This window comes from Halorussus sp. MSC15.2, assembly GCF_010747475.1.
Classification (GTDB): Archaea; Halobacteriota; Halobacteria; order Halobacteriales; family Haladaptataceae; genus Halorussus.
In genome coordinates this window covers 373,189-393,493 of record NZ_VSLZ01000002.1, presented here as the reverse complement: position 1 = coordinate 393,493, position 20,305 = coordinate 373,189, and the positions used below count along the sequence as shown (strand labels likewise).

General features: G+C 66.5%; 14 protein-coding genes. 5 read left to right on the top strand and 9 right to left on the bottom strand.

Going from position 1 to position 20,305, the window contains the following annotated elements; genetic code table 11:
* Positions 1-112: 112 nt before the first annotated feature.
* A complete protein-coding gene (locus tag FXF75_RS09135) occupies positions 113-973 on the bottom strand; it encodes a DMT family transporter (RefSeq protein ID WP_163521580.1) in 861 nt (286 codons plus the stop codon).
* Between the two features lie 68 nt (positions 974-1,041).
* Here FXF75_RS09135 and FXF75_RS09130 point away from each other — a divergent pair, with 68 nt between their 5' ends.
* Both FXF75_RS09130 and FXF75_RS09125 read left to right on the top strand, forming a co-directional pair.
* Positions 1,042-1,956: a DMT family transporter gene (locus FXF75_RS09130; RefSeq protein ID WP_163521579.1), complete on the top strand. Its 915-nt coding sequence runs from the start codon at positions 1,042-1,044 to the stop codon at positions 1,954-1,956.
* A 387-nt stretch (positions 1,957-2,343) separates the two neighbouring features.
* Positions 2,344-7,065 (top strand): PKD domain-containing protein, encoded by a 4,722-nt coding sequence (locus FXF75_RS09125; RefSeq protein ID WP_163521578.1) that lies wholly within the window; start codon positions 2,344-2,346, stop codon positions 7,063-7,065.
* 89 nt (positions 7,066-7,154) lie between these two features.
* On the opposite strand, the gene FXF75_RS09120 is transcribed toward FXF75_RS09125, so the two are convergent.
* Positions 7,155-7,688: a hypothetical protein gene (locus FXF75_RS09120; RefSeq protein ID WP_163521577.1), complete on the bottom strand. Its 534-nt coding sequence runs from the start codon at positions 7,686-7,688 to the stop codon at positions 7,155-7,157.
* A 305-nt stretch (positions 7,689-7,993) separates the two neighbouring features.
* On the opposite strand from FXF75_RS09120, the gene FXF75_RS09115 reads away from it, so the two are divergent.
* Positions 7,994-11,266: a PKD domain-containing protein gene (locus FXF75_RS09115; protein ID WP_163521576.1), complete on the top strand. Its 3,273-nt coding sequence runs from the start codon at positions 7,994-7,996 to the stop codon at positions 11,264-11,266.
* 33 nt (positions 11,267-11,299) lie between these two features.
* Here FXF75_RS09115 and queC read toward each other — a convergent pair whose 3' ends face one another.
* Entirely contained in the window at positions 11,300-11,998 is a 699-nt protein-coding gene (gene queC / locus FXF75_RS09110; protein WP_205427390.1) for a 7-cyano-7-deazaguanine synthase QueC, read from the bottom strand.
* Between the two features lie 200 nt (positions 11,999-12,198).
* Here queC and FXF75_RS09105 point away from each other — a divergent pair, with 200 nt between their 5' ends.
* On the top strand, positions 12,199-13,044 hold the full coding sequence (locus FXF75_RS09105; RefSeq protein ID WP_163521574.1) for a hypothetical protein: 846 nt from the start codon (positions 12,199-12,201) through the stop codon (positions 13,042-13,044).
* 110 nt (positions 13,045-13,154) lie between these two features.
* Here FXF75_RS09105 and FXF75_RS09100 read toward each other — a convergent pair whose 3' ends face one another.
* From FXF75_RS09100 to FXF75_RS09085, 4 genes are all read right to left on the bottom strand, one after another.
* On the bottom strand, positions 13,155-13,985 hold the full coding sequence (locus FXF75_RS09100; RefSeq protein WP_163521573.1) for a 7-carboxy-7-deazaguanine synthase QueE: 831 nt from the start codon (positions 13,983-13,985) through the stop codon (positions 13,155-13,157).
* 2 nt (positions 13,986-13,987) lie between these two features.
* The gene (locus FXF75_RS09095; RefSeq protein ID WP_163521572.1) at positions 13,988-14,440 is read right to left on the bottom strand and encodes a 6-pyruvoyl tetrahydropterin synthase family protein; all 453 of its coding nucleotides are present in this window, start codon (positions 14,438-14,440) and stop codon (positions 13,988-13,990) included.
* 77 nt (positions 14,441-14,517) lie between these two features.
* Positions 14,518-14,952, bottom strand: coding sequence for a DUF3006 domain-containing protein (locus FXF75_RS09090; protein WP_163521571.1), 435 nt, complete (start codon positions 14,950-14,952; stop codon positions 14,518-14,520).
* Positions 14,945-16,450, bottom strand: coding sequence for a lamin tail domain-containing protein (locus FXF75_RS09085; protein WP_163521570.1), 1,506 nt, complete (start codon positions 16,448-16,450; stop codon positions 14,945-14,947). The genes FXF75_RS09090 and FXF75_RS09085 overlap by 8 nt, the downstream gene beginning before the upstream one ends.
* A gap of 467 nt (positions 16,451-16,917) precedes the next feature.
* Between FXF75_RS09085 and FXF75_RS09080 the strand changes: the two genes are divergently transcribed.
* Positions 16,918-17,376: an RDD family protein gene (locus FXF75_RS09080; RefSeq protein ID WP_163521569.1), complete on the top strand. Its 459-nt coding sequence runs from the start codon at positions 16,918-16,920 to the stop codon at positions 17,374-17,376.
* Between the two features lie 110 nt (positions 17,377-17,486).
* Here the strand turns inward: FXF75_RS09080 and FXF75_RS09075 are convergent, their stop codons facing one another.
* Both FXF75_RS09075 and FXF75_RS09070 read right to left on the bottom strand, forming a co-directional pair.
* Entirely contained in the window at positions 17,487-18,002 is a 516-nt protein-coding gene (locus tag FXF75_RS09075; protein ID WP_163521568.1) for a hypothetical protein, read from the bottom strand.
* A gap of 560 nt (positions 18,003-18,562) precedes the next feature.
* Positions 18,563-19,669: a hypothetical protein gene (locus FXF75_RS09070; RefSeq protein WP_163521567.1), complete on the bottom strand. Its 1,107-nt coding sequence runs from the start codon at positions 19,667-19,669 to the stop codon at positions 18,563-18,565.
* Positions 19,670-20,305: the final 636 nt, after the last annotated feature.

Below are 20,305 nucleotides of genomic sequence, written 5' to 3'. Positions count from 1 at the left end.
GTCGGCACCGTCGCTCGGCGGTGTCACCGCCTCGCGGTGGCGGCGAAGCCGCCCCCTGTGACCGCCAGTCCGACTACCCCGAGAGGGCTGAGCTATGGTGCATCCAGAGTCGTCACTCCGCGCCGGTCTGCACCAGCAGGACGCCACCGAGGACGAGCGCACCCCCCACCACCGTCGCGGGCGTAATCGGTTCGCCCAACACCGCCGCGCCGAGCAACAGCGTCAGCACCGGCTCGGCGGTACTGACGATGCTGGCCTCGCTCGCGCCGATTCGCCGGAGTCCGGCGAAGAACGCGAAGATGGGAACCGCAGTGGCGACGACGGCGATGGCGACGACCAGCGCCCACTCGTATCCGGTCGCCGGGACCGCGAGGCGGCCGGTCGCAGTGCCGAACGCGAGGTACGATATCGCGGCCGCGGGGAGAACGTGGGCCGTGAGGACCTGCGGGTCCACCGTCGCCAGCGCCGACCGACTCGCGGTGATGTAGCCCGCGTACACCAGCGCGGCCGCGAGCACCACCGCGACGCCGCGCGGGTCCGCCCCGGCGGGGTCCGCTCCGGTCACGAGCGCCACGCCCGCGAGGGCGGCGACGAGCGCAGTTACCGTCCGCCGAGTTACCGGTTCGTCCAGACCCACCGCCGCCGCGCCGACGACGAAGACCGGGTATGTATAGAGGACGATGCCGACTAGTCCGGCGGTCATGAACGTCAATCCCCAGAAGAACAGCCCGCTCATAGCCGCGTAGCCGACTCCGCCGAGCAGGACGCCGACCGCCAGCGGCCGACCGCGAAGCGGGCGCAGTTCACCGCGAGCGCCCAGCAAGAGCCACACCACCAGCGTCGCGAGCAGGAACCGGAAGGTCAACACGGTCGGAATCGACAGCCCCGCGGCCGCCGCTAACTCGCCGAAGACGCCGAGCGTGGCGAATCCGGCCGCCGAGACCAGCACTAGCCCGGTTCCGACCCGGTCCATACGGTGGCTTCGGAGACACCGGCACAAAACCGATTCGCATAAGCGTCCGTCGCGTAACGTCGCTCACGATGACGTGGTTGGCGACGCTCGAAGAGCGAACGCCTCCGATGGCCGCGCTCGCGGTCTCCGTGGTCGCGATTAGCACCAGCGCCATCCTCGTCCGGTTCAGCGACGCGCCCAGCGTCGTCAAGGCGCTCTACCGCGTGGTGTTCACCACGCTCCTGCTCGCGCCGTTCACCGTCACGCACTACCGCGACGACCTCCGCGCACTGTCGGTCAGTGACGCGCTCGTGGCCGTCGTGACCGGCGTGGCGCTCGCGGCCCACTTCGCGGCGTGGTTCGAGAGTCTGGAATGGACCACCGTCGCCGCCAGCGTGACGCTCGTCCAGTCCCAACCGCTGTTCGTCGCGCTGGGCGCGGCGCTCCTGCTCGACGAGACCATCAACCGCCGGATGGTCGCCGGTATCGTCGTCTCCGTGGCGGGCGTCGCGTTCATGTCGCTGGGCGGCCTGCTGTCGGGGGCCGCGCTCGCCGGGGCGCGCCCCCTCTACGGCGACGCGCTGGCGCTCGTCGGCGCGGTCATGGCCGCCGGGTACGTGCTCGCCGGGCGGTCGCTTCGACAGCGCGTCGCGCTCGTCCCGTACGTCACCGTGGTCTATTCGGTCTGTGCGGTCGCGCTGCTCGCGGTCGCACTGGCCGAGGGAGTCACCGTCGCGCCGACCGCGTACCCGCCCGAGGAGTGGCTGCTGTTTCTCGCCATGGCCGTCGGGCCGGGCATCTTCGGCCACACGGTCATCAACTGGGCGCTGAAGTACGTCGAGTCGAGCGTCGTGAGCGTCACCCTGCTCGGAGAACCCGTCGGTTCGACCCTGCTCGCGCTCGTCCTCCTCAGCGAAGCGCCCGACGTGTTCACCGTGACCGGCGGTGCAGTCGTCCTCGCGGGCATCTACGTCACCGCGCGCGCCCGACCGAGCGGAGCGTAGGGACTGTTTATCGGGTCGGCGACGACGTACAGGCCGCGTTAACCGAAGGGTATACCCGACCAAACGCAGCTTCGTTTTCGAGTAGACGCCGATTTCCTCTTCCTCAGGCGCTTGCTTCCGATTCTACAGCTGAGGGATAACAAAGGGTCATTCTGGCGGAAGCTTGGGGTAACGATGCGCTGACGAACGACTTCGCAGTTACGATGGCCAGAACGCACCGGAATCCCGAAACTACCCCCGAAAATCTACACGAATGCCCGATTCGAAAACCCGAAGAAGACGCCGCGAAACGCCGCCGACGTGGCGATACGCTCACGCTAGCATCGATAAGCCAACCGAAACGTATCGGATACGCGACAGTGGCCTACGCCCCGGAGGTGAGTCGTCGTGAGCCAACGCGCTCGTAGCGTCCTGTTGACCCTCCTGCTCGTCGTCTCGACGTTCTCGACTGTCGGCGTCGGCGCGGCGTCCGCGACGGCAGCCACCTCGCAGACGTCGTTCCACGTCACGCAGGCCGGACAGTGTTACGACGTCGCGGCCTACGGCAACGGCGACAAGACCGTCGAGGAGTTCTACGACTACCGGAAACCGAACAACACCGACCCGTCCGTGTACACGTACTCCTCGCACGGGACGAAACACCTCCAGAAGAACCAAGTGAGTAACCTGTTCTTCTACCACGGGTCCGACGGGTACAGCGTGGTCCTGCTCCACGACAAACTCGACCAGAACGAGCAGAACGGACCGAACGCCAGCACCATCACGTTCACGCTCTCGAACATGGGCGGCGCGACGTGGGAGGTCCGCGACGACAACTACACCGACCAGCAGGGCGACCCGCAGGACGACAACTGGGACACCGACGGGCCGACCCACGAGGTTGACTGGATGTGGGCGTCCCACCGGACCGACGGCGGTGCCTTCACCGGCATCGGCGAGGGCGTCACTATCGACCCGCAGTTCAACGACGCGGCCGACCACTGGGGTACGTGGGACTACTCCGGTGACAGCGCCAACCGCACCGACGCGTGGCGACTCCTCGACGCCGGCGGCGAGAACGTCTCGCTCGACATGCAGCAGAACCTGACGGTACGGAAGGGGAGTTGCCCCGACACCACCAGTCCGGACGCCGCGCTCTCGGCGTCGCCGAACCCGGTCGCTAACGACGAAGCGGTCACGCTCGACGCGAGCAACTCCACCGACGACGGTGGCTCCGGCATCGCCGAGTACCGCTGGGACTTCGACGGTGACGGCGAGACCGACCGGACCACCGGCGACGCGGCGGTGAACCACACGTATACGACCACCGGAAACCACACCGCTTCCGTGACGGTCGAGGACGGCGCGGGGAACGCCGACTCCGCGAACGTCACGGTTCGGGTCGAGGAGGCCGACTCCGGCGGTCCGGTCGTGACCGTGACCCACCCGAAGACTGTCAACGTCAGCGAGACGTTCGAGGTCTCGGCCAACGCGACCGACGAGAGCAAGGTCGAGGGCTACACGTGGGAGTTCGGTTCCACGACTAAATCCGGCAGCACCGTCACGCATAGCTACGCTGAAGCGGGCGAACACAACGTGACGGTCACGTGGACCGAGTCCGACGGCGAGACCGACTCTCGCGAGTTCACGATAGAAGCGGTAAAGAACGACGGCGGCGACACCTCGCCGAGCGTGTCGGGCTTCGAGGTGACGAACTCCGAGCAGAAGACGGTCCGCGTCTACTTCTGGGGGTCCCCGTCGATAAGCGACATCGAGGTCGGCGTCACCGACGAGGGCGGTAATCGAGTCGCCACGCTGACGGAGGGCGACTTCAACGTGAGCGACGGCGGCGACCCTGACTTCTACGACGGCAACGTGACCGTCGCGTCCAACGGCACCTACACCGCGACGCTCCTGAAGGCCGCCGACTCCGACGGCGACGACGCCGCGTCGGGCCAGAACGGTTCGACGATTGTCGGTCCCGTGGACGGCGACATCACGTACATCAACGGTTCGGCCATCAGGGTGAACGGCACCTTCGAGCGGGTCGGCATCTCGGTCGGGTTCTACGGACCGTCCGGCTACGGCCAGTCGCAGGTCTACGAGGACAACGTCTCCGGGACGACCGTCATCACCGCGTCCGAGTCGGGCGTCAACGGGTCGATGATAAACGTCGCCACCGCGGACAAGGACTTCGACGACGCCGAGACCGAACTCCGGAAGGAGAACCCGCGTCTCGACTACTACGCCGAACTCATCGAACCGCGTCCGGTGAACGTCTCGGTCGAGAACGTCGCGGCGGTCGGTAACGGGACGTACGAGGTGACGTTCGGCTACCACAACCCGAACGACGAGGCGCTGTTCATGGACAGCACGCTCTCGGGGAACGTCTCCGGTGACGCGCCCCAAGAGGTCGCGTCGGGCGACCACACGTTCACGGTGACGTGGACGCCCGACAGCGACGGTGAGCGCGCGACGTGGACGCTCAACCGGAGCAACTTCGACCAGAGCGACGTGAGCGCACAGACGAAGACCGCGGGCGAACTGAACGGCAGCGACGGCGGCGACACCGGGCCGACGGCCGCCATCAGCGGCCCTGACTCGGCGTCCGTGAACGTCACCGCGGCCTTCGACGCCGGCAACTCGACCGACGATAGCGGCGTCGTCAACTACACCTGGACGTTCGACGGCAGCGAGACGAAGCACGGCGAACAGGTCGAGTACCAGTTCGCCCAGAGCGGCAAACACACCGTCGCGCTGACGGTCGAAGACGCCGCCGGCAACACCGACACCGCGACGAAGACGGTCTCGGTACCCGACCCCGTCGAGTTCATCAACGCGACAGCGTTCCGGGTCAACGGCGACTACGGGACCGTGTGGGTCGACTCGGCGTACTACACGTCCAGCGGACCCGGGGAATCGAACTACCCCCTCGGTTCGGTGAACGGGTCGAAGGTCTTCCGCGTCACCGACGAGGGCCAGTGGGGTCCCGTCGTTGTCGACGTGGCACTCTACGAAGGCAACATGTCCGAACCCGCGGTGGTGACCGAGGAGAACCCCGACTTCGAGGCCCAGTACGACGCGGCCCGACCGGACCGTCCGAACACGTTCGTCGAGAACGCGACGAAGGTAGACGACGGGGCGTACAAGGTCACGTTCGGCTACGTCAACCCGAACGACGAAGCGATGCGCGCCGGCGGTAGCGAGTTCGCCGCCGGAAACACTGCCACCGAACCGCCGGTCGAGTTCGAGACCGGACGCCACACGTTCACCGCGACGTGGAACCCGGCGAGCAACGACTCGAACCTCGTCTGGGAGACCGACTTCTCGAACTTCGGTCTCGGTACCCAGACCGCGACGAGTCCCACGCCGGACCAGATAACGGACGGCGAGATGCCGCCGACCGCGAGGCTGACCGCCGACCCGACCGCGGTCGCGCCCGGCGAGACCGTCAGCTTCGACGCCGCTGAATCGTCGGACGACAGCAACGTGACCGCCTACGAGTGGGACTTCGACGGCGACGGGACGACCGACCTGACCACCGACGAGGCGACGGTGGACCACGCGTTCTCCGCCGCGGGAACGTACCACGTCACCGTGACGGTCGTGGACGAGTCGGGGCAGTCCGACACCGCGACCGAGAGCGTGGTCGTCCGCGAGCGGTCCACGGACGACGCGCCGACGGCACGGCTCACGGCTCCCGATACGGGGAAGATGAGCCTGCTGTTCTACCCGCTCGACGCCTCGGCGTCGACCGACGACGAAGGCATCGAGTCGTACCGCTGGGACATCGACGGCGACGGGGAGGTCGAGTGGTACGACGACAACACGACCTCCTTCAAGCCGTACATCCACCTCGACGGACCCGGCACGTATCAAGCGACCGTGATAGTCGAGGACACCAGCGGTCAGACCGACACCGCCACGGTGACCTACACCGTCGAGAAGGTCGTGCCTAACGCGACCGTCAGCGCCTCCGCGGAGACGGTCTCGGTGGGCGAGAACGTCACCTTCACCGCGACGGACCCCAACCAGCATTTCGAGCACCTCCGGCACTTCGCGTGGAAGTCCGGTCCGGAGCGAGCGACGACGTGGACCACCTCCTTCGACGAACCCGGCCAGCACACGGTCGAGTTGGTCCTGCGGACCCGCGCCGGTGCCGAAAACGTCGTGACCGAGACGGTCACCGTCACCGCGGCGGACGACGGTAACGACGGTTCTGACGACGGTAACGACGGCGACGACGGACAGGGCGGCTACGACGGCGGCGACAACACCGACAGCAGAACCGGCGGCATCGGACCGGCCGACCCGGAGGACTCGAACGACGAGTCCGACAGTACCGTCTCCGCACCTCTCCGAGACGCTGACGGCCGCGTCGGCACGGTCGTCGTCTCGTCGAGCGGACCGAACGCCGACCCCGCGGTCCGCGTGACCGACTCCGCTCCCGAGGGCATCGCTGCGCCGACCGTCGAGGACGCCGGCTTCGTCCCGCTCTCGTACGCGAACGTCAGCGGCGCGGAGCAGGTCACGGTCACCGTCTCGAAGGCCCGACTGAACGCGACCGGCGCGGGGCCGAACGCGGTGAGTCTGTTCCGCTACGAGAACGGGACGTGGGCAACAGTCGAGACGGTTCAGCGTAACGCGACGGCAGACGCCTACGAGTTCCGCGCGAACGTCTCCGACGGCACCTACGCGGTCGGCGTCGGCCAACCCGTCACGAGCGTCGCGGACGCCTCGGTCGGGAGCCAGCGGGTCGAACCCGGCGACTCCGTCCGCGTGAGCGCGACCGTCGAGAACACGGGTCGCGCCGACGGGACTCACCGAGTCGAACTGACCGTGGACGGCGAAGTCGTCGCCACCAAGACCGTCTCGGTCGAGGCGGACGGCGCGACCGACGTCGCCTTCTCGCACGCGTTCGACGCCGCGGGCGTCTACGAGGTCGGCGTCGGCGACGAGACCGCCGAAATCACCGTGAAGAGCGTCGAGACGACGACCAGCGACTCCGGCGGGGAGTCAACTACCGAGTCCGAGACGACCGACAACTCGTCGAGCGTCCCCGGATTCGGCGTCGGCGTCTCGCTGGTCGCGCTCCTCGCGGCCGCGCTCGTCGCCCTCCGGCGGAGCTAACGCGACTCGCTACCCGACGCTGTTCTCTTTCCTTCTTCTGACGCGAGTGAAGACGGGCACGCGAAGCGTTCCGTAGTTCACAGCGCGGTTCAGCACGGCGAAATCGTGTCGCCGCTGACGCGCCGAGCGTCGTCGGCGGTGACGAGGTAGACCGCGCGCGAAGCGCCGTCGGCCTCAGTTCGCCTCGTCGAGTACGAGAAGGGGTGAGAGACCTCGACGCGAACGCCGTCGGCGGTCCGCTCGACGACCGTCGCGCGCTTGTGCGCCGTCGTCGGGTACGTCCCCCAGTTGTCGAGGCAACTCGCGTTCCCGAGGCGTTCGGTGAGGAACGCCTCCTCGGCCGCAAGCGCGCGCTCCTTCGCCGCCTCGTCGCTCACTACGTCCGGGGACAGCGTCGCCTCAGCGGTCGTTCGCGGCGTCGCTGTGTCGTTCGCGGTCGAACCGTTCGACGCGGTAGTACTTCGCGCCGTGGACTCGTTCTTCCGAGTCGCGTCGTCGCCGGGCGCGTCAGGGTCGCTCGACGGGTCTCCGTTCTGGAATCCGCCGAGACAGCCAGCGGTGCCGGTACCGAGAGCCAGACCGCAGGACCGCAGGAGGGTCCGTCGGGAGTGAGTGGAGGGCACGGTGACACGGTTCGGACCGTCCGACAAGTGCTTTCTGCCGGTCCACCGACCGCGCCAGCCCGTCGTTTTCGGCGGTCGTCCGTCACCGAGTATCGCCGGGCGGTCTGGACCTAAGCCGGAACTGTCACCGATTAAGCACGGACGACGCCGCGGGTCCGGACTCGGCTACCCCCGCACAGACGACGTATAACAAAGGCCGTCTCCGGGGAACGTCGGGGCGTGCCGCCGGTTCGCAGGCGGTCGAACGACACGAAACGCGGGCGGACGGCGTCGCCCGTCGCTCGCACACCCTCTCCCCGCTCCACATGACTCGGACACGAACGAGACTCGCTATCGTCGGTATCGCTCTCCTGTCGGTCGCGGCGGCGGTCCCACTGCCGCCCTCCGCAGGGACCGCCGCGGCCGCGGAACACACCTTCGTCGTCGAGCAGGGTTCTCAGTGCTACGAGGTGTCGCCCCTCGACGGTAGCGAAGGCGTCGCGTCGTTCTACGACTACCGCAACATCGAGAACGACGGCGGAGACGACCAGTACACGTACAGTTCGTACATGCCCCGTAACCTCCCGCAGGAGGACACGAGTCGTCTCTTCCTCTACGACGGACCCGACGGCGTGAGCCTCGTGATGGTTCACAACGCCCTCGGCGGCGACGAGGGCGACGGGAGCGCCGCGACGTTCCGGTTCCGCGGACTCCCGAGCGGCGGAAACTGGGTGGTCGAGGACGACGACTACGCCAGACAGGACGACCGCTTCTCGCGCGACCGTATCGACTGGTCGTGGTACGGCGACCGGACCGACGGTGCGGTCTTCCGGGGTCTCGACCGCGACGGGACCGAGGTCACCGTCGTCCCGGCGTTCGACGAGCAGGCCGCCCTCTACGACTCTCCGGTGGACCGGTCGGGCGACACCCGAGCGTGGCAGTTCCTCACCGGCAGCGTCGGCGACCCGAGCGCGGTCGGACTCGACATGAACGACCCGGTGACGATTCGGACCGGCTACTGCGGTCCGGACGAGAGCGCCCCGAACGCCGCGCTCTCGGGCGAGGACGGAGTAGCCGGCTACCCGGTCGGATTCAACGCCAGTGACTCCTCGGACAACCGCGGCGTCGCGGAGTACCGCTGGGACTTCGACGGCGACGGCGAGGTCGAACGCACGACCGACGACCCGACGGTGACCCGCGAGTTCGCCGCCGCCGGGACCTACAACGCCACCGTGACCGTGGTGGACGCGGCGGGCAACGCCGACCGCGAGCGGGTCAGCGTCAGCGTCGAGTCCGACGACCCGCCGAGCGCCGCGTTCCGGACCGGCGACTCGCCGACGCAGGGGTTCCCCGTCACCTTCGACGCGCGGAACGCGAGCGACGACGTAGGCGTCACGGAGTACCGCTGGGACTTCGACGGCGACGGTGCGGTCGAGCGGAACACCACCGACCCGACCGTCACCCGGACCTACGACGAGGCGGGTGACTACGAGGTCGGCCTTACCGTGGTAGACGGGGGCGGAAACAACGCGACGACGACTCGGACCGTCTCGGTGTCCGAGGACAGTCCGCCGGACCCGGCGATTCGCGTCGCCTCGCCCGCGACGCCCGTCGAGGGCGAACAGGTGGTCCTCGACGCTGGCAACTCGACAGACGACACCGGAATCGCCGAGTACCGCTGGTCGCTGGCCGGAAACGCGACCGCGACCGGCGAGCGCGTGGCCTACACCTTCGACGGCAACGGTACCTTCCCCGTCACGCTCGAAGTCGTGGACGAGGGCGGCAACAACGCGACCGCGACGACCGAAATCGAGGTCCTTCCGCCCGACGAGACCGCACCGAACGCGACAGTCTCGGCGAACGCGAGTCGAACCGAGGCGGGCGGAGTCGTCGGTCTCGACGCCAGTGGCTCGGACGACGACCGGGGAGTTTCGGAGTACCGGTGGGACTTCGACGGCGACGGCGAGACCGACGAAGTCACGGCGAACCCGACCGTCGAACGCGCCTACGGTTCGACGGGGACCTACGACGCCACGGTCACCGTCGTCGATAACGGGGGGAACGCCGCCAGCGACAACGTGACGGTTCGAGTCTTCCCCGAGGACGGGACAGCGCCGACCGCGCGCCTCTCGGTAGCGGCCAACACGACCGAGACCGACGCCGCAGTCACCTTCGACGCGAGTAACGCGAGCGACGGCCAGACCACTATCACCGAGTACCGATGGGACTTCGACGGCGACGGCGAGACCGACGAGGTCACGACGGACGCGACGGTCGAACACGCCTACGGTTCGGCGGGCACCTACAACGCCACCGTCGCGGTGGTCGATTTTGGGAACAACACCGCTAACGCGACCGTCCGGATGGAGGTCGAACCCGCCGAACAGGCCCACTCCAGCGGCGGGGGTGGCGGCGGAGGCGGTTCGACAAGTCTCGGACCGCCGCCGGTCGTCACCGAGACCCAGAAGCGCGGCCCGAACGCCGGGGTCGTGGACGTGCGCAACGCTCGGGGCGACGAGACGGTTCGCGCCGACCTACCCGCGGCCGCGGCCGCCGAAAAGACGGGCGTCGCGTTTCGGTCGATGGCCGTGAACCTCGCCGGCGACGACCCGCACTTCGCGGTCGAAACGTCACGGTCCGGCGAGCGAATCGCCGACCCCGCGCTCCCGGCGGACGTGGCTCTCGGGTCGCTCTCGGTCGGTGCGAACTACGTTCGGTCCGAGCAAATCGAGCGCGTGACCTACGAGGTGGTAGTCGAGCGCTCGCGCCTCGCCGACGCCGGTCTCGCGCCTGCGGACCTGACCGCGTACCGCCGCGCGGGCGACGCGTGGGAGCGAACTAACGCAACGGTCACGTCGCGCCGCGAGACGGTCGTCCTCCGGGTCGAGACCGACGCGCTGTCCTCGATTGCGGTCGGGGGCGAGCGGTCGGTGACGGTCGCCGACGCTGAACTCGGCGCGACGCGGGTGGCGGCCGACGAACCGGTCTCGGTGACGGCGACGCTCCGCAACGAGGGCGAGTCGGCCGCCGAGTTCGCGGCGAACCTCACGGCCGACGGCGAGGTGGCGGCGACCGAGACGGTCACGGTGCCCGCGGGTGAGACGAAGCGGATTATCGTCGAGGCGACGCTCGCGCCCGGACGCCACCGAATCGCGCTCGGCCAGACGCGGGTGGGTAACGTCACCGTGGCCGAACCCACGGCCGACATCGGCGTCGCCGACGTGTCGCTGAACAGTTCGACCGTCTCGGCGGGCGGACGGGTCGAGATTACGGCCACCGTCGAGAACACCGGGAGCGAGGCGGGCGAGCGAGCGGTCGCGCTGACCCTGTTCGGCCAGCAGGTGGCGAACGAGGCGGTCCGGGTTCCGGCCCACGACACCGCGGAGGTGACGTTCGTCCGCGAGGTCGAGGCGGCCGGGAACTACACCGCGACGGTCGGCAACACCTCGGCGACGCTGGAGGTGGTCGGCGATGACGGGTCCGGTGGCGACGGGGACGGTCAGACCGCGCCGCGGGTTCCGGTGTCCGGGTTCGGCGTCGGCGCGGCGGTGGCGGCGCTGCTCGGAGCGGCGCTGCTGGCCGCCCGAAATCGCGGCTAGCGAGAGGCGAACAGAGGGTCGCGGAGACCGAACTCAGTCGGCGTACTCCGGTCGCTCCTCGTACTCGATGGGGTCGCGGACGCCGACGTTCCGGAACGCCTGCAGTCGGAACGCGCAGGCGTCGCAGGTCCCGCAGGCCGGGGCCTCCGCGCGGTAACAACTCCACGTGTGCTCGTAGGGGACCCCGAGTTCGGTCCCGCGCTCGGCGACGTCGGTCTTGCTCCACTCCACGAACGGGGCGCGAATTTCGATGTCGGTGTCGTCCTTCGTCCCGGTATCGACGACGTGCTGGAAAGCCTCGAAGAAGGCCGGACGACAGTCGGGGTACCCCGAGAAGTCCTCGGAGTGCGCGCCGATGAAGACGGCCTCGCAGTCGTTGGCCTCGGCGTAGGAGGTCGCCATCGCCAGCAGGTTGGCGTTCCGGAACGGGACGTACGAGGTCGGCACCTCCTCGCTGTCGAGGTCCGCGTCCTCGACCGCCATCTCGTCGTCGGTGAGACTGGAGTTCCCGATGGTCGCGAGGTGGCCCGTCTCGACGCGGAGGAAGTCCGCGGCGTCGATTTCGTCGGCGAGTCGGCGGGCGCACTCGTACTCCTTGCCTTCGGTCTCCTGCCCGTAAGACGTGTGGAGCAGGTAGAGGTCGTAGCCTTCTTCGGCGGCGACGTAGGCCGCCGTGGCGCTGTCCATCCCGCCAGAGGCGAGGACGACTGCGCGTTTCTCGGTGTCGCTCATGTCCGACAACTGCGTCGCCGAACTCATGAGTCGTGCGGTCCGGAGTCGCTCCGGTCGCGCACCGTCCCGGTACGGGTCGGTCCGACCGACTCTGTCGAGCCGACTGCTCCGGCCGAACCGTCCGACCCCGCCCGGCCGACTCGCCCCGTGGCGTATCGGCCGACCGATAGGATTATGAGTCGAACGTTTGACCTGTCGGTATGGCTGTCGTTTCGTCACTTTCGATTGCAGTCGAGACGCTTCGGCGCAACCCGGTGCTGTTCGTCGCCGGTGCGGTCGTCGCGTTCCTGAACGCCGTCGTCGCGGGCGGGCAGATGCTCTCGTCCGGACCGGCGAGAATCGCGTGGAGTTTCGGGACGTTCGTGGTCCAACTCGCGTCGCTGGTCTTCGTCGCGGGAGCGTACGGCATGGTCGCAGAGGCGTTCGACGGGACGCCTCGACTCGGCACTATCCTCTCGGAAGGGAAGGCCAACTTCGCGGACGCGCTGGCCGCCACGCTCCTGCTCGTCGTCGCCGCCGTCGCGGTGTTCGTGGTGGCGATAGTCGTCGGTCTGATTGGTCTCTTCGCCGTGATAAGCAGTAACGGCGGCGGTAACTCGCCCGTGATACTGGTGCTCGTGATGGGCGGGACCTACCTGCTCGCGCTGGTACCGATGTTCTTCCTCCAGTTCTACCTCCCGGCGGTCGTCGTGTCCGACGAGTCGCCCGCGGACTCGCTCAAGCAGAGTTACCGACTGGTGAGACGGAACCTCCTCTCGACGCTCGGGTTCGATGCGGTGCTGGCCGTGGTGACGGTGGTCGGAAGCCTGCCAATCATCCTGCTCTACGCCCGGTACGCGGGGTCGCTGGCGACGGGAACGACGACTCAGACGGGGTATCCGCTGGCTGGTCTCTCGCCCGAAGTCGTCGTTCCGTACGTCGCGGCGACCGCCGTGCTTGGAACCGTGACGAGCACGTTCTTCTACGTCTATCAGGTCGCGTTCTATCGGGAGTGTCTGTCCGAAACCGAGGACGAAGCCGAGGACAGGTCCGCAACCGGAGCCTGACCGCTGTTATCGTTCCGCCGACTCGCCCGCTGTTTCGACGGTTCGCTTACTGCTCTGCCGACTCACCTACTGTTCCGCCGACTCACGTACCGCTTCAGCGACTCGCTCGGTTACGTCTCGGGCGCGTCGTTCCAGAGGTTGACGTGGAGTCGCGGCGTGTACCGGAAGCCGTACTCCCGGGCGAGTTCGGCGGTGACGGGACGCGTCTCCTCGATTCGGTCCGTCGTCGCGCCCTCGGGCATCAGCAGCACGTCGGTGTCCCGAATCGGGACCGCGGCGGCGTCTCGAATCCGGGCCAGCAGGTCGGTAATCTCTTCCACGTCGTCGCGCTCGCTCACGACGAACTTGAGTTGGAAGTCGTAGTCCTCCACGAGCGCGGCGAGGGCGTCGAGGTCGATGCGCCGCTCCTCGTGGCGCTCGGCCCACTCGCCCGCGTCCGTCGGCCCGTCCTCGGGCGTGGGGTCGCGCTCGGGCGTCGGCGTGCTGGACGCGAGTTTTGGACTCACGCTGGCGAGGTCGATGGGCGCGTCGCGGTAGATGGTTCCGTTCGTCTCGACGGTGGTGTGGTAGCCCCGCGCGTCGAGTTCGTCGAGGAGCGAGACCACGGGGTCGTGGAGCAGGGGTTCGCCGCCCGTGACGACCACGTGGTCGGCGTCGTGGGACTCGACTTCCGCCAGAATCTCCTCGACGCTCATCGTCGCGTGAGTCGGTTCCCACGAGGTGTGGTAGGAGTCGCAGAACCAGCACCGGAGGTTACACCCCGAGGTGCGGACGAACACGCTCGGCACGCCCGCGAGGCGACCCTCGCCCTGCAGCGACTCGAACAGTTCGTTGACGGGAAGTCGGTCGCCGCCGCTCGCGGTCGAGTCCTCGCCGCTCTCGGACCGAGACTCGTCTCCTGACGAGGACCCTCCGGCCTCGACGTCGCTCGAAACCGGCATCGTCAGAACGTGGCCCCGCCGCAGAGTTCGGCCGTCTCGCTCACCTGCACCGCGACCTCCGAGACGGTGTCGGGCAGTTCCTCGGCGAGGCGGCGCTCCAGTATCGCGCTCATGACCTCGGCGGTCGGCGGGTCGTCCAGCACGACCACCGCGTCGCCGTCGCCGCTCTGCTCGAAGGCGTCCACGAGGGGGTCGCCGTCCTCCAGCAGGAACTTGTGGTCCCACTCGGAGAGCACCGAGGTAATATCCCCTTTGTCTACGACCCATCCCTCTTCGCGCAACTCGCCGACGACCTTCACTGCTATCTCGTAGTTGTGACCGTGTGGACGACTGCACTTGCCGTCGTGGTGAAGGATGCGGTGCCCGGCGCTGATGCGAATCGGCCGGTCGCGTCCGACGTAGAGGGTGCGCTGGCCGGACGCCGCGGTAGGAGATTCAGGTGTTCGCTGAGACATATCCCAAGATTATCGAGCGCGCACTTAAGTTCACGCAAACGACCCGACTGCGGTCCACCGGATAGTCGGACGACCACCTACGTGCCGTCAGAATCGCCGTCCGGCCGCTCGGCCAACCTGTCGAACCGCGACTGGGCCTCCTCGGTCCTTCGCTCGGTTACCTCGGCGTCGTACTCCATCGACACCACGAACCCGTTCTTTGCGACTACTTCCACGACAGCGTCCGGGTGGCGGGCGTCCTCGGGGAGTCGCCACCGCGGAACCGTCCGCTCTGCGACTACCCTGTCGCCCGATTCGACGAGCAGGACGGCCAACTCCTCGCCGCCGCTCTCGGGGTCCGTCCGCTCGAAGCGGTCGAGGACCGCGGTATACCGGCCGTCCGCGAGTTTCGTCTCGGCTTCGGGGGGCGTCTCGTCTGCGGGGTCGCCCTCGCCCGCGGGGGCGTCGTTGTCCACGCCGTCTCTGTCCACCTCGTCCCTGTTAGCAGTACCGTCTCTGGCGTCGTCACCCATCGTACTCGACCTCCAGTACGAGTCGGCCTTCGTCGGTCCGGACGAAAACCGTGTCGCCCGCGTTGTTCCAGACCGGCCGCCCGGCGTTCCAGTAGTAGTCGCCGCCGTCGCGACCGCTCCCAGTACGGAGCGTCAGCGTCTCGCCCGCGGCGAGGGTGGTCCCGTCGGGGAACGCGTAGGTGTGGCCCGCCTCGTCGGCGACGGTCCACCCCGAGAGGTCGAGCGTCCGGTCGCCCGCGTTCCGGAGGACGACGTACTCGTCGTTCAGATTCGCGTCCTCGTCGCCGCGCGCGTCGGCGTGGACCGTCGCGACCGTCAGCGACCCGGATGCGGACGTGGTCTTCGTCCCGCCGTCGGGAGCGACTGTGGGCGACGGAACCGTGGCCGAGTCGGAGGGTTCGACGGGGTCACCGCCGACCGAGAACGTCGCCCGGCGTTCGAGGGGACCATCCGCGCTCGGTTCGACCCGAGGCGCAGTCCGGAGTTCGAGCGGGTCGGTCGGCGCGTCGCGCTGGGTCCGGACCGCGACCCGTTCGCCGTCGGTCTCGAAGACCACGGTGCCGTGGACGCCGGTCCAGTACGTCGGAATCGCCCGCTCGGCGAGGCGACCCAACACCTCGCGGTGCGGGTGGCCGTACGGCGAGTCGTAGGCGCTCTGGACGACGACTGCGCGCGGCGTCGTCTCTTTGAGCAGGGCCGGGCCGGTGCTGGTGTTGCTCCCGTGGTGGCCCGCCGCGAGAACCGTGGCGTTCAGGGCGTGGTCGTACCTCCCGGTCAGGTACTCTTCGGCCCTGCGCTCGGCGTCGCCGGTCAGGAGGACGCTGGCGTTCCCGCGGGCGACCCTGAGGACGAGGCTGTTCTCGTTGCGGTCGCGGTCGGCGAGGTAGCCCTCCGGCGGCGCGAGGACGCGGACCGACGCGCCCGCCATCGGTATCGAGTCGCCCGCCTGCGTCCGGTAGAGGGTCACGTCGTGTCGCTCCACCGCGTCGAGGTACGCCTCGTAGGTCCGACTGGCCGCGGCGATACCGGGGTCGTATATCGCGCCGACGCCGTCGGCCTCGGTCTCGTAGTAGTCGATGACCTCGGCGTGACCGCCGACGTGGTCGGCGTCGGCGTGGGACGTGACGAGGTAGTCGATTCGGGAGACGTCGTGCTCCCGGAGGTAGTTCAGGACGTGTTCGCCGTCGTCGTTCCAGTTGCCGGTGTCGTAGAGCAGCGTCTCGCCCGTCGGTCCCACGACGAGGACGCTCGTCCCCTGCCCGACATGGATGAAGTGGACCGAGAGGGTTCCGTCGGACGTAGAGAACGTCGTGGCGGACTCCGGCAGCGCCGCGGCAGAGTCCGAGGCGTTCGCGCCCGCCGACGAGTCGTCGGGGGAAGTGGTCTCTGCGGCCGGGTCGCCGAGAGCACCGAATCCGCCCGAACACCCCGCGAGTACGACGACGAGGAGAAGCGTCGACGCGGCGACTCGGCGCGACGGGAGGACGCGAAGATTCATCGAACGGACACACGACGCCACGCGACTTGACTCCGTTCCATCGATGCGCACGACGACCGGGTGAAAGAATATCGCGAGACCTCGGCGGTGGCGTTCGTTCGTCACGGCGTCCTCAAGGAATCCGGTGATGTCGCCTTCGGCGGACGACTTCCAGTGAATGTCTCTACGTCCATAGTATCTAGAGTCGTCTCTGAAACGACCTGTCGGGAGTATCTGGTGGCACTCGGATGAGAGTAGAGATTTATCATGAGAGTACGTGGGGGAATACCCGCATACGGCACGTACTCTTCTAGTGTTCGAATCGGGGATAACGCGCTGGAGGAACGAGGTTATCCTCGACCCGCAGTTATCCGGAGAATCGAATCGACCGTTCGACCAGAAGGACAGCGAACGAAATCGAGCCGGTTTCTTTCCTCGAATTCACAAAATGATAAAATATACATGCTGGCTATTCGTTGTCACCCGATATGAGAAACGCAGAGAGCCTCTCACCCGCTGGTATCGGTAGTCGGGGTGTGGCGATGGCCATCGACGCGTTCGTTTGGTTCACGTTGTTCTTCGTCGCCACGTTCCTCGTCGCCACGTTCACCGGCGAGGTGGTATCTAGCAGTACGGGGGTGGACGCAGACTTGACGGGGACGCCCGCGCTCGTGGCGCTCGTCCTGTGGCTGGGACTCTCTGTTGGCTATCACACCGTTCTCGAGTGGCGATACGGCAAGACCATCGGCAAGCAGTTAGTAAACGTTCGGGTCGCGCGAGACGACGGTTCGTCGCTTACTCTGGGTTCGTCGTTGGTCCGGAACGTTCTCCGACTCGCCGACTTCCTCCCGTTGTTCTACGCGTTCGGTGTCGTCCTAATCGTCCTCTCGGGTCGGAATCAACGATTAGGTGACAGAATCGGGAACACCACCGTCGTCCGAACCTGAGACGGGTCGTTCTCCGAAAAAAGTCGTCTGACGGGTGAGCAGGGTACGCGTCCGGACTCGCACGTCCGGCCGTCTCCCTGTTCGGTTGACTCGCTCCGCTGTCGTCCGGGTTAGTCGATGACCGTGACCGATGTTCCTGCGGACGCACAGAGCATGCAGGTAACGTTCTCCCATCCGCTCGGGTTCGCGTCGCAGAGGTCCCGTCCGAGGCAGACCTCACCGCTGGCACCGACGTCGAGCGACGCGTCGGGGTTGGTGATACTGCCGATGCTCGCGGTCAGGGTGACCGAGACCGTCAGTTCGAACGGCACGCCGTAGAACGTCCCCTTCGTGCTGACGTCCACCGTGTTCGTCCCGAGACCGACGTTGACTCCGGCGAGGCTGATGCACTCGCCACCGACACAGACGTCGAAACTGGCCGAGACGCCGCCGAGACCGACGCTAGCAGAGATGCTGAACGTGAGCTCGTCGCCACCGATAATCGGGACTTCCTCCGGAATGTTCCAAGTGAGTAGCGTCGCCGACGCGCTGACGGAGAAGTTCTGAGTGCTCATCCCGTCGGAACTCCCGACGGAACGGCTCTCGATGGTGGACGTACTCGGGTCGGCGTTCTTGTTTCGACCCACGTACACTTCCGTCTCGGGGGGTCCCGTCCTCGTATCGACGGACGAAGACGACCCTTCTTGACGTCGAGGTCGACAATCCAGTCGCTGGTATCTAACTCCTTCTCTTCGGCGGCAGCCGTCCCGGGAATGGCGAGGGTGCCACCGACTCCGGTAGCGACCGCACCGCCGGCTACACCGAGAGATTTGATAACTTTACGTCGCTGCATGTCTTTATTACTTCCTTCTTTAGTCATGCAATTACCTACATAATAATGATTATTATTAAATTCTTCGATTATTGTATTTATTATAGGTGCTCGGACCTCAACAGTACGAGGTAAAATCGAATATTTCGAACACCGCGTTTGAAAGCCCCAGAAGATGGTGAAAGAACGACGAAATTCGGAAACTCCAACAGAGTCAGGCCGGACTTCTCCAATATTCTACACAACACTAAATCTGATAAGAGGGAAAATACATGAGCAAATTGTCGTGACTTCGTCGGCACTATCTCTATGGATAACGGAAGGCAGCGAAACCGCTGTCGAAACCCACCAAAGTTGGTAATCGTGCTGCGTGGACTATCGAGTTGCTGTGGGGCGACGCCGGCCGGTACCGCTCGGACTCGAACCTCTCATTGCGTCGTTATCTGGCGGAGTCGGTCGGCGACGCGTTCGGGTGTCTCGACGTAAGGGAGTGCTTGTCGGTAGAATCCGTACGGCGACTGTTCGACAGCCAAATCGGTCCGGTCGAGCGTGACCGTCCCCCCCGTCCGTGCCGGGCGGTCCCCTCCAGAGACCCCGTCGGACGGAAACGGTGCGAATCGCGTCGAGCGGGACACGCCACTGAACGGCGTCGAGTCGCGTATCGTACGCGACCAACTCGTCGTCGTACAGTCGGTATTCCATCGCCCCGAACGCCAACTCGAAGTGCGCAATGCCCACGAGTACGAAGCTGATTACGACTACCGCGAGTGCGACGCCGCTCGCGGCGACCGCCGCCGTCGGCCCAACAACGGAAGCCACGACGAATCCCACAACAACCACTAGAAAGAGGGCTGTGAGTCGAGAAACGACGTTGAGTACCTCCCATTCGACCCGAGGAACGAGTCCGTCGATGATACCTGCAATCCGAACCGCCTGCGGGTCGGTCCGAAACCGTTCGTTCGGTCGTCCCGTCGGCGTCGAAAGGTCGAACGAGTCCGCCCCGGTCGGCGGTGCGTCTCGGCGCGTCTCGGACGCGAATCGCCCCACGACGAGGACGACCGCTATCGCCGCGAACCCGGCCGACGGGTCGAAGTCGGCTTCGGCGTAGACGCTATCGACAGCGACGACCGGAAGTGCTATCAGAATCGGTCCGAGCCATCGTATACTCGGGAGGACTCTCTCGGCGGGTGGCCGATTCGAGCGGACGAACCGCCGGAACGTCCAGCCGTGTTTCACGACGATGGCCAAACCACCAGCAATCAGTATCCCGAGCGTCGGCCACGAGCGAACACTGAACGGCGGATTGAGAAACGTCGTCGTCAGACCGACGGCGAAGGCGGTCAGCGGTACTGCAACGAAGAGTCCCATCACCGCTGGCTTGAGGTTGTGAACTGCGACCGGCGGTAGCCAATCGACCGGCTGGACGGTCCCGAGCTTCGGGGTCAGAAACCTGAACGGGTTCGGGTCGCCGTTTCGCCGCATTGCCGGTGGTTCCGTCGGGGAGTATCGCTCGCGTGGGGCTGCAACCACCGTCTGGCAGAACTGTCGCCCAGTCCCTCCGATTAGGTCCCCCCAGTAGAGCAACGACACGAGGTACAACGAAAACGGATGAAACAGAACCGCGACGAGCGCGACGATATCGACCGATAACACGCCAGCGCGACGAAACGTATCAGCGCCCATATTTGTTGGTTTCTGCTCGGCTAAAAAAGACTGTCGTCAGTCGGTGCCGCTCTGCTCAGTGGGGGTCGACTTCCGAGACGCCACTGGAGGGAGGGGACTCCTCGATTAGATAGGTGGTGTCTGCGTAATGACAACCGAAATGGAGCCACATTGGAGAGCAGTAGCCGACTAGAACGCTTGGCGGAAATCAGATAACGAGAGGAGACCGTCGGAGCCGAAGTTGCAGCCAGTTACGGTATCGAACACTGAAAGGACAACCGAGGATTCTCAGAAGGTTATCGAGTCCGGTGAGAGCGAGATGATGAACGCTCGACATCGAAAGAAAGACCGGGGACCGAACGCCACAGCTCAAAATTGGGTGACGACGGAAGGATGCTCCGTCAGGGATTCGAACCCTGCTCCTTGCCGTGAGAGGCCAATCCGACTCGCCACACT

What these genes read in the sequence shown, in the direction of transcription:
- FXF75_RS09135 (WP_163521580.1), bottom strand. Translation starts at nt 973, where the DNA reads ATGGACCGGGTCGGAACCGGGCTAGTGCTGGTCTCGGCGGCCGGATTC.
- FXF75_RS09130 (WP_163521579.1), top strand. Translation starts at nt 1,042, where the DNA reads ATGACGTGGTTGGCGACGCTCGAAGAGCGAACGCCTCCGATGGCCGCG.
- FXF75_RS09115 (WP_163521576.1), top strand. Translation starts at nt 7,994, where the DNA reads ATGACTCGGACACGAACGAGACTCGCTATCGTCGGTATCGCTCTCCTG.
- queC (WP_205427390.1), bottom strand. Translation starts at nt 11,998, where the DNA reads ATGAGCGACACCGAGAAACGCGCAGTCGTCCTCGCCTCTGGCGGGATG.
- FXF75_RS09105 (WP_163521574.1), top strand. Translation starts at nt 12,199, where the DNA reads ATGGCTGTCGTTTCGTCACTTTCGATTGCAGTCGAGACGCTTCGGCGC.
- FXF75_RS09100 (WP_163521573.1), bottom strand. Translation starts at nt 13,985, where the DNA reads ATGCCGGTTTCGAGCGACGTCGAGGCCGGAGGGTCCTCGTCAGGAGAC.
- FXF75_RS09095 (WP_163521572.1), bottom strand. Translation starts at nt 14,440, where the DNA reads ATGTCTCAGCGAACACCTGAATCTCCTACCGCGGCGTCCGGCCAGCGC.
- FXF75_RS09090 (WP_163521571.1), bottom strand. Translation starts at nt 14,952, where the DNA reads ATGGGTGACGACGCCAGAGACGGTACTGCTAACAGGGACGAGGTGGAC.
- FXF75_RS09085 (WP_163521570.1), bottom strand. Translation starts at nt 16,450, where the DNA reads ATGAATCTTCGCGTCCTCCCGTCGCGCCGAGTCGCCGCGTCGACGCTT.
- FXF75_RS09080 (WP_163521569.1), top strand. Translation starts at nt 16,918, where the DNA reads ATGAGAAACGCAGAGAGCCTCTCACCCGCTGGTATCGGTAGTCGGGGT.
- FXF75_RS09070 (WP_163521567.1), bottom strand. Translation starts at nt 19,669, where the DNA reads ATGCGGCGAAACGGCGACCCGAACCCGTTCAGGTTTCTGACCCCGAAG.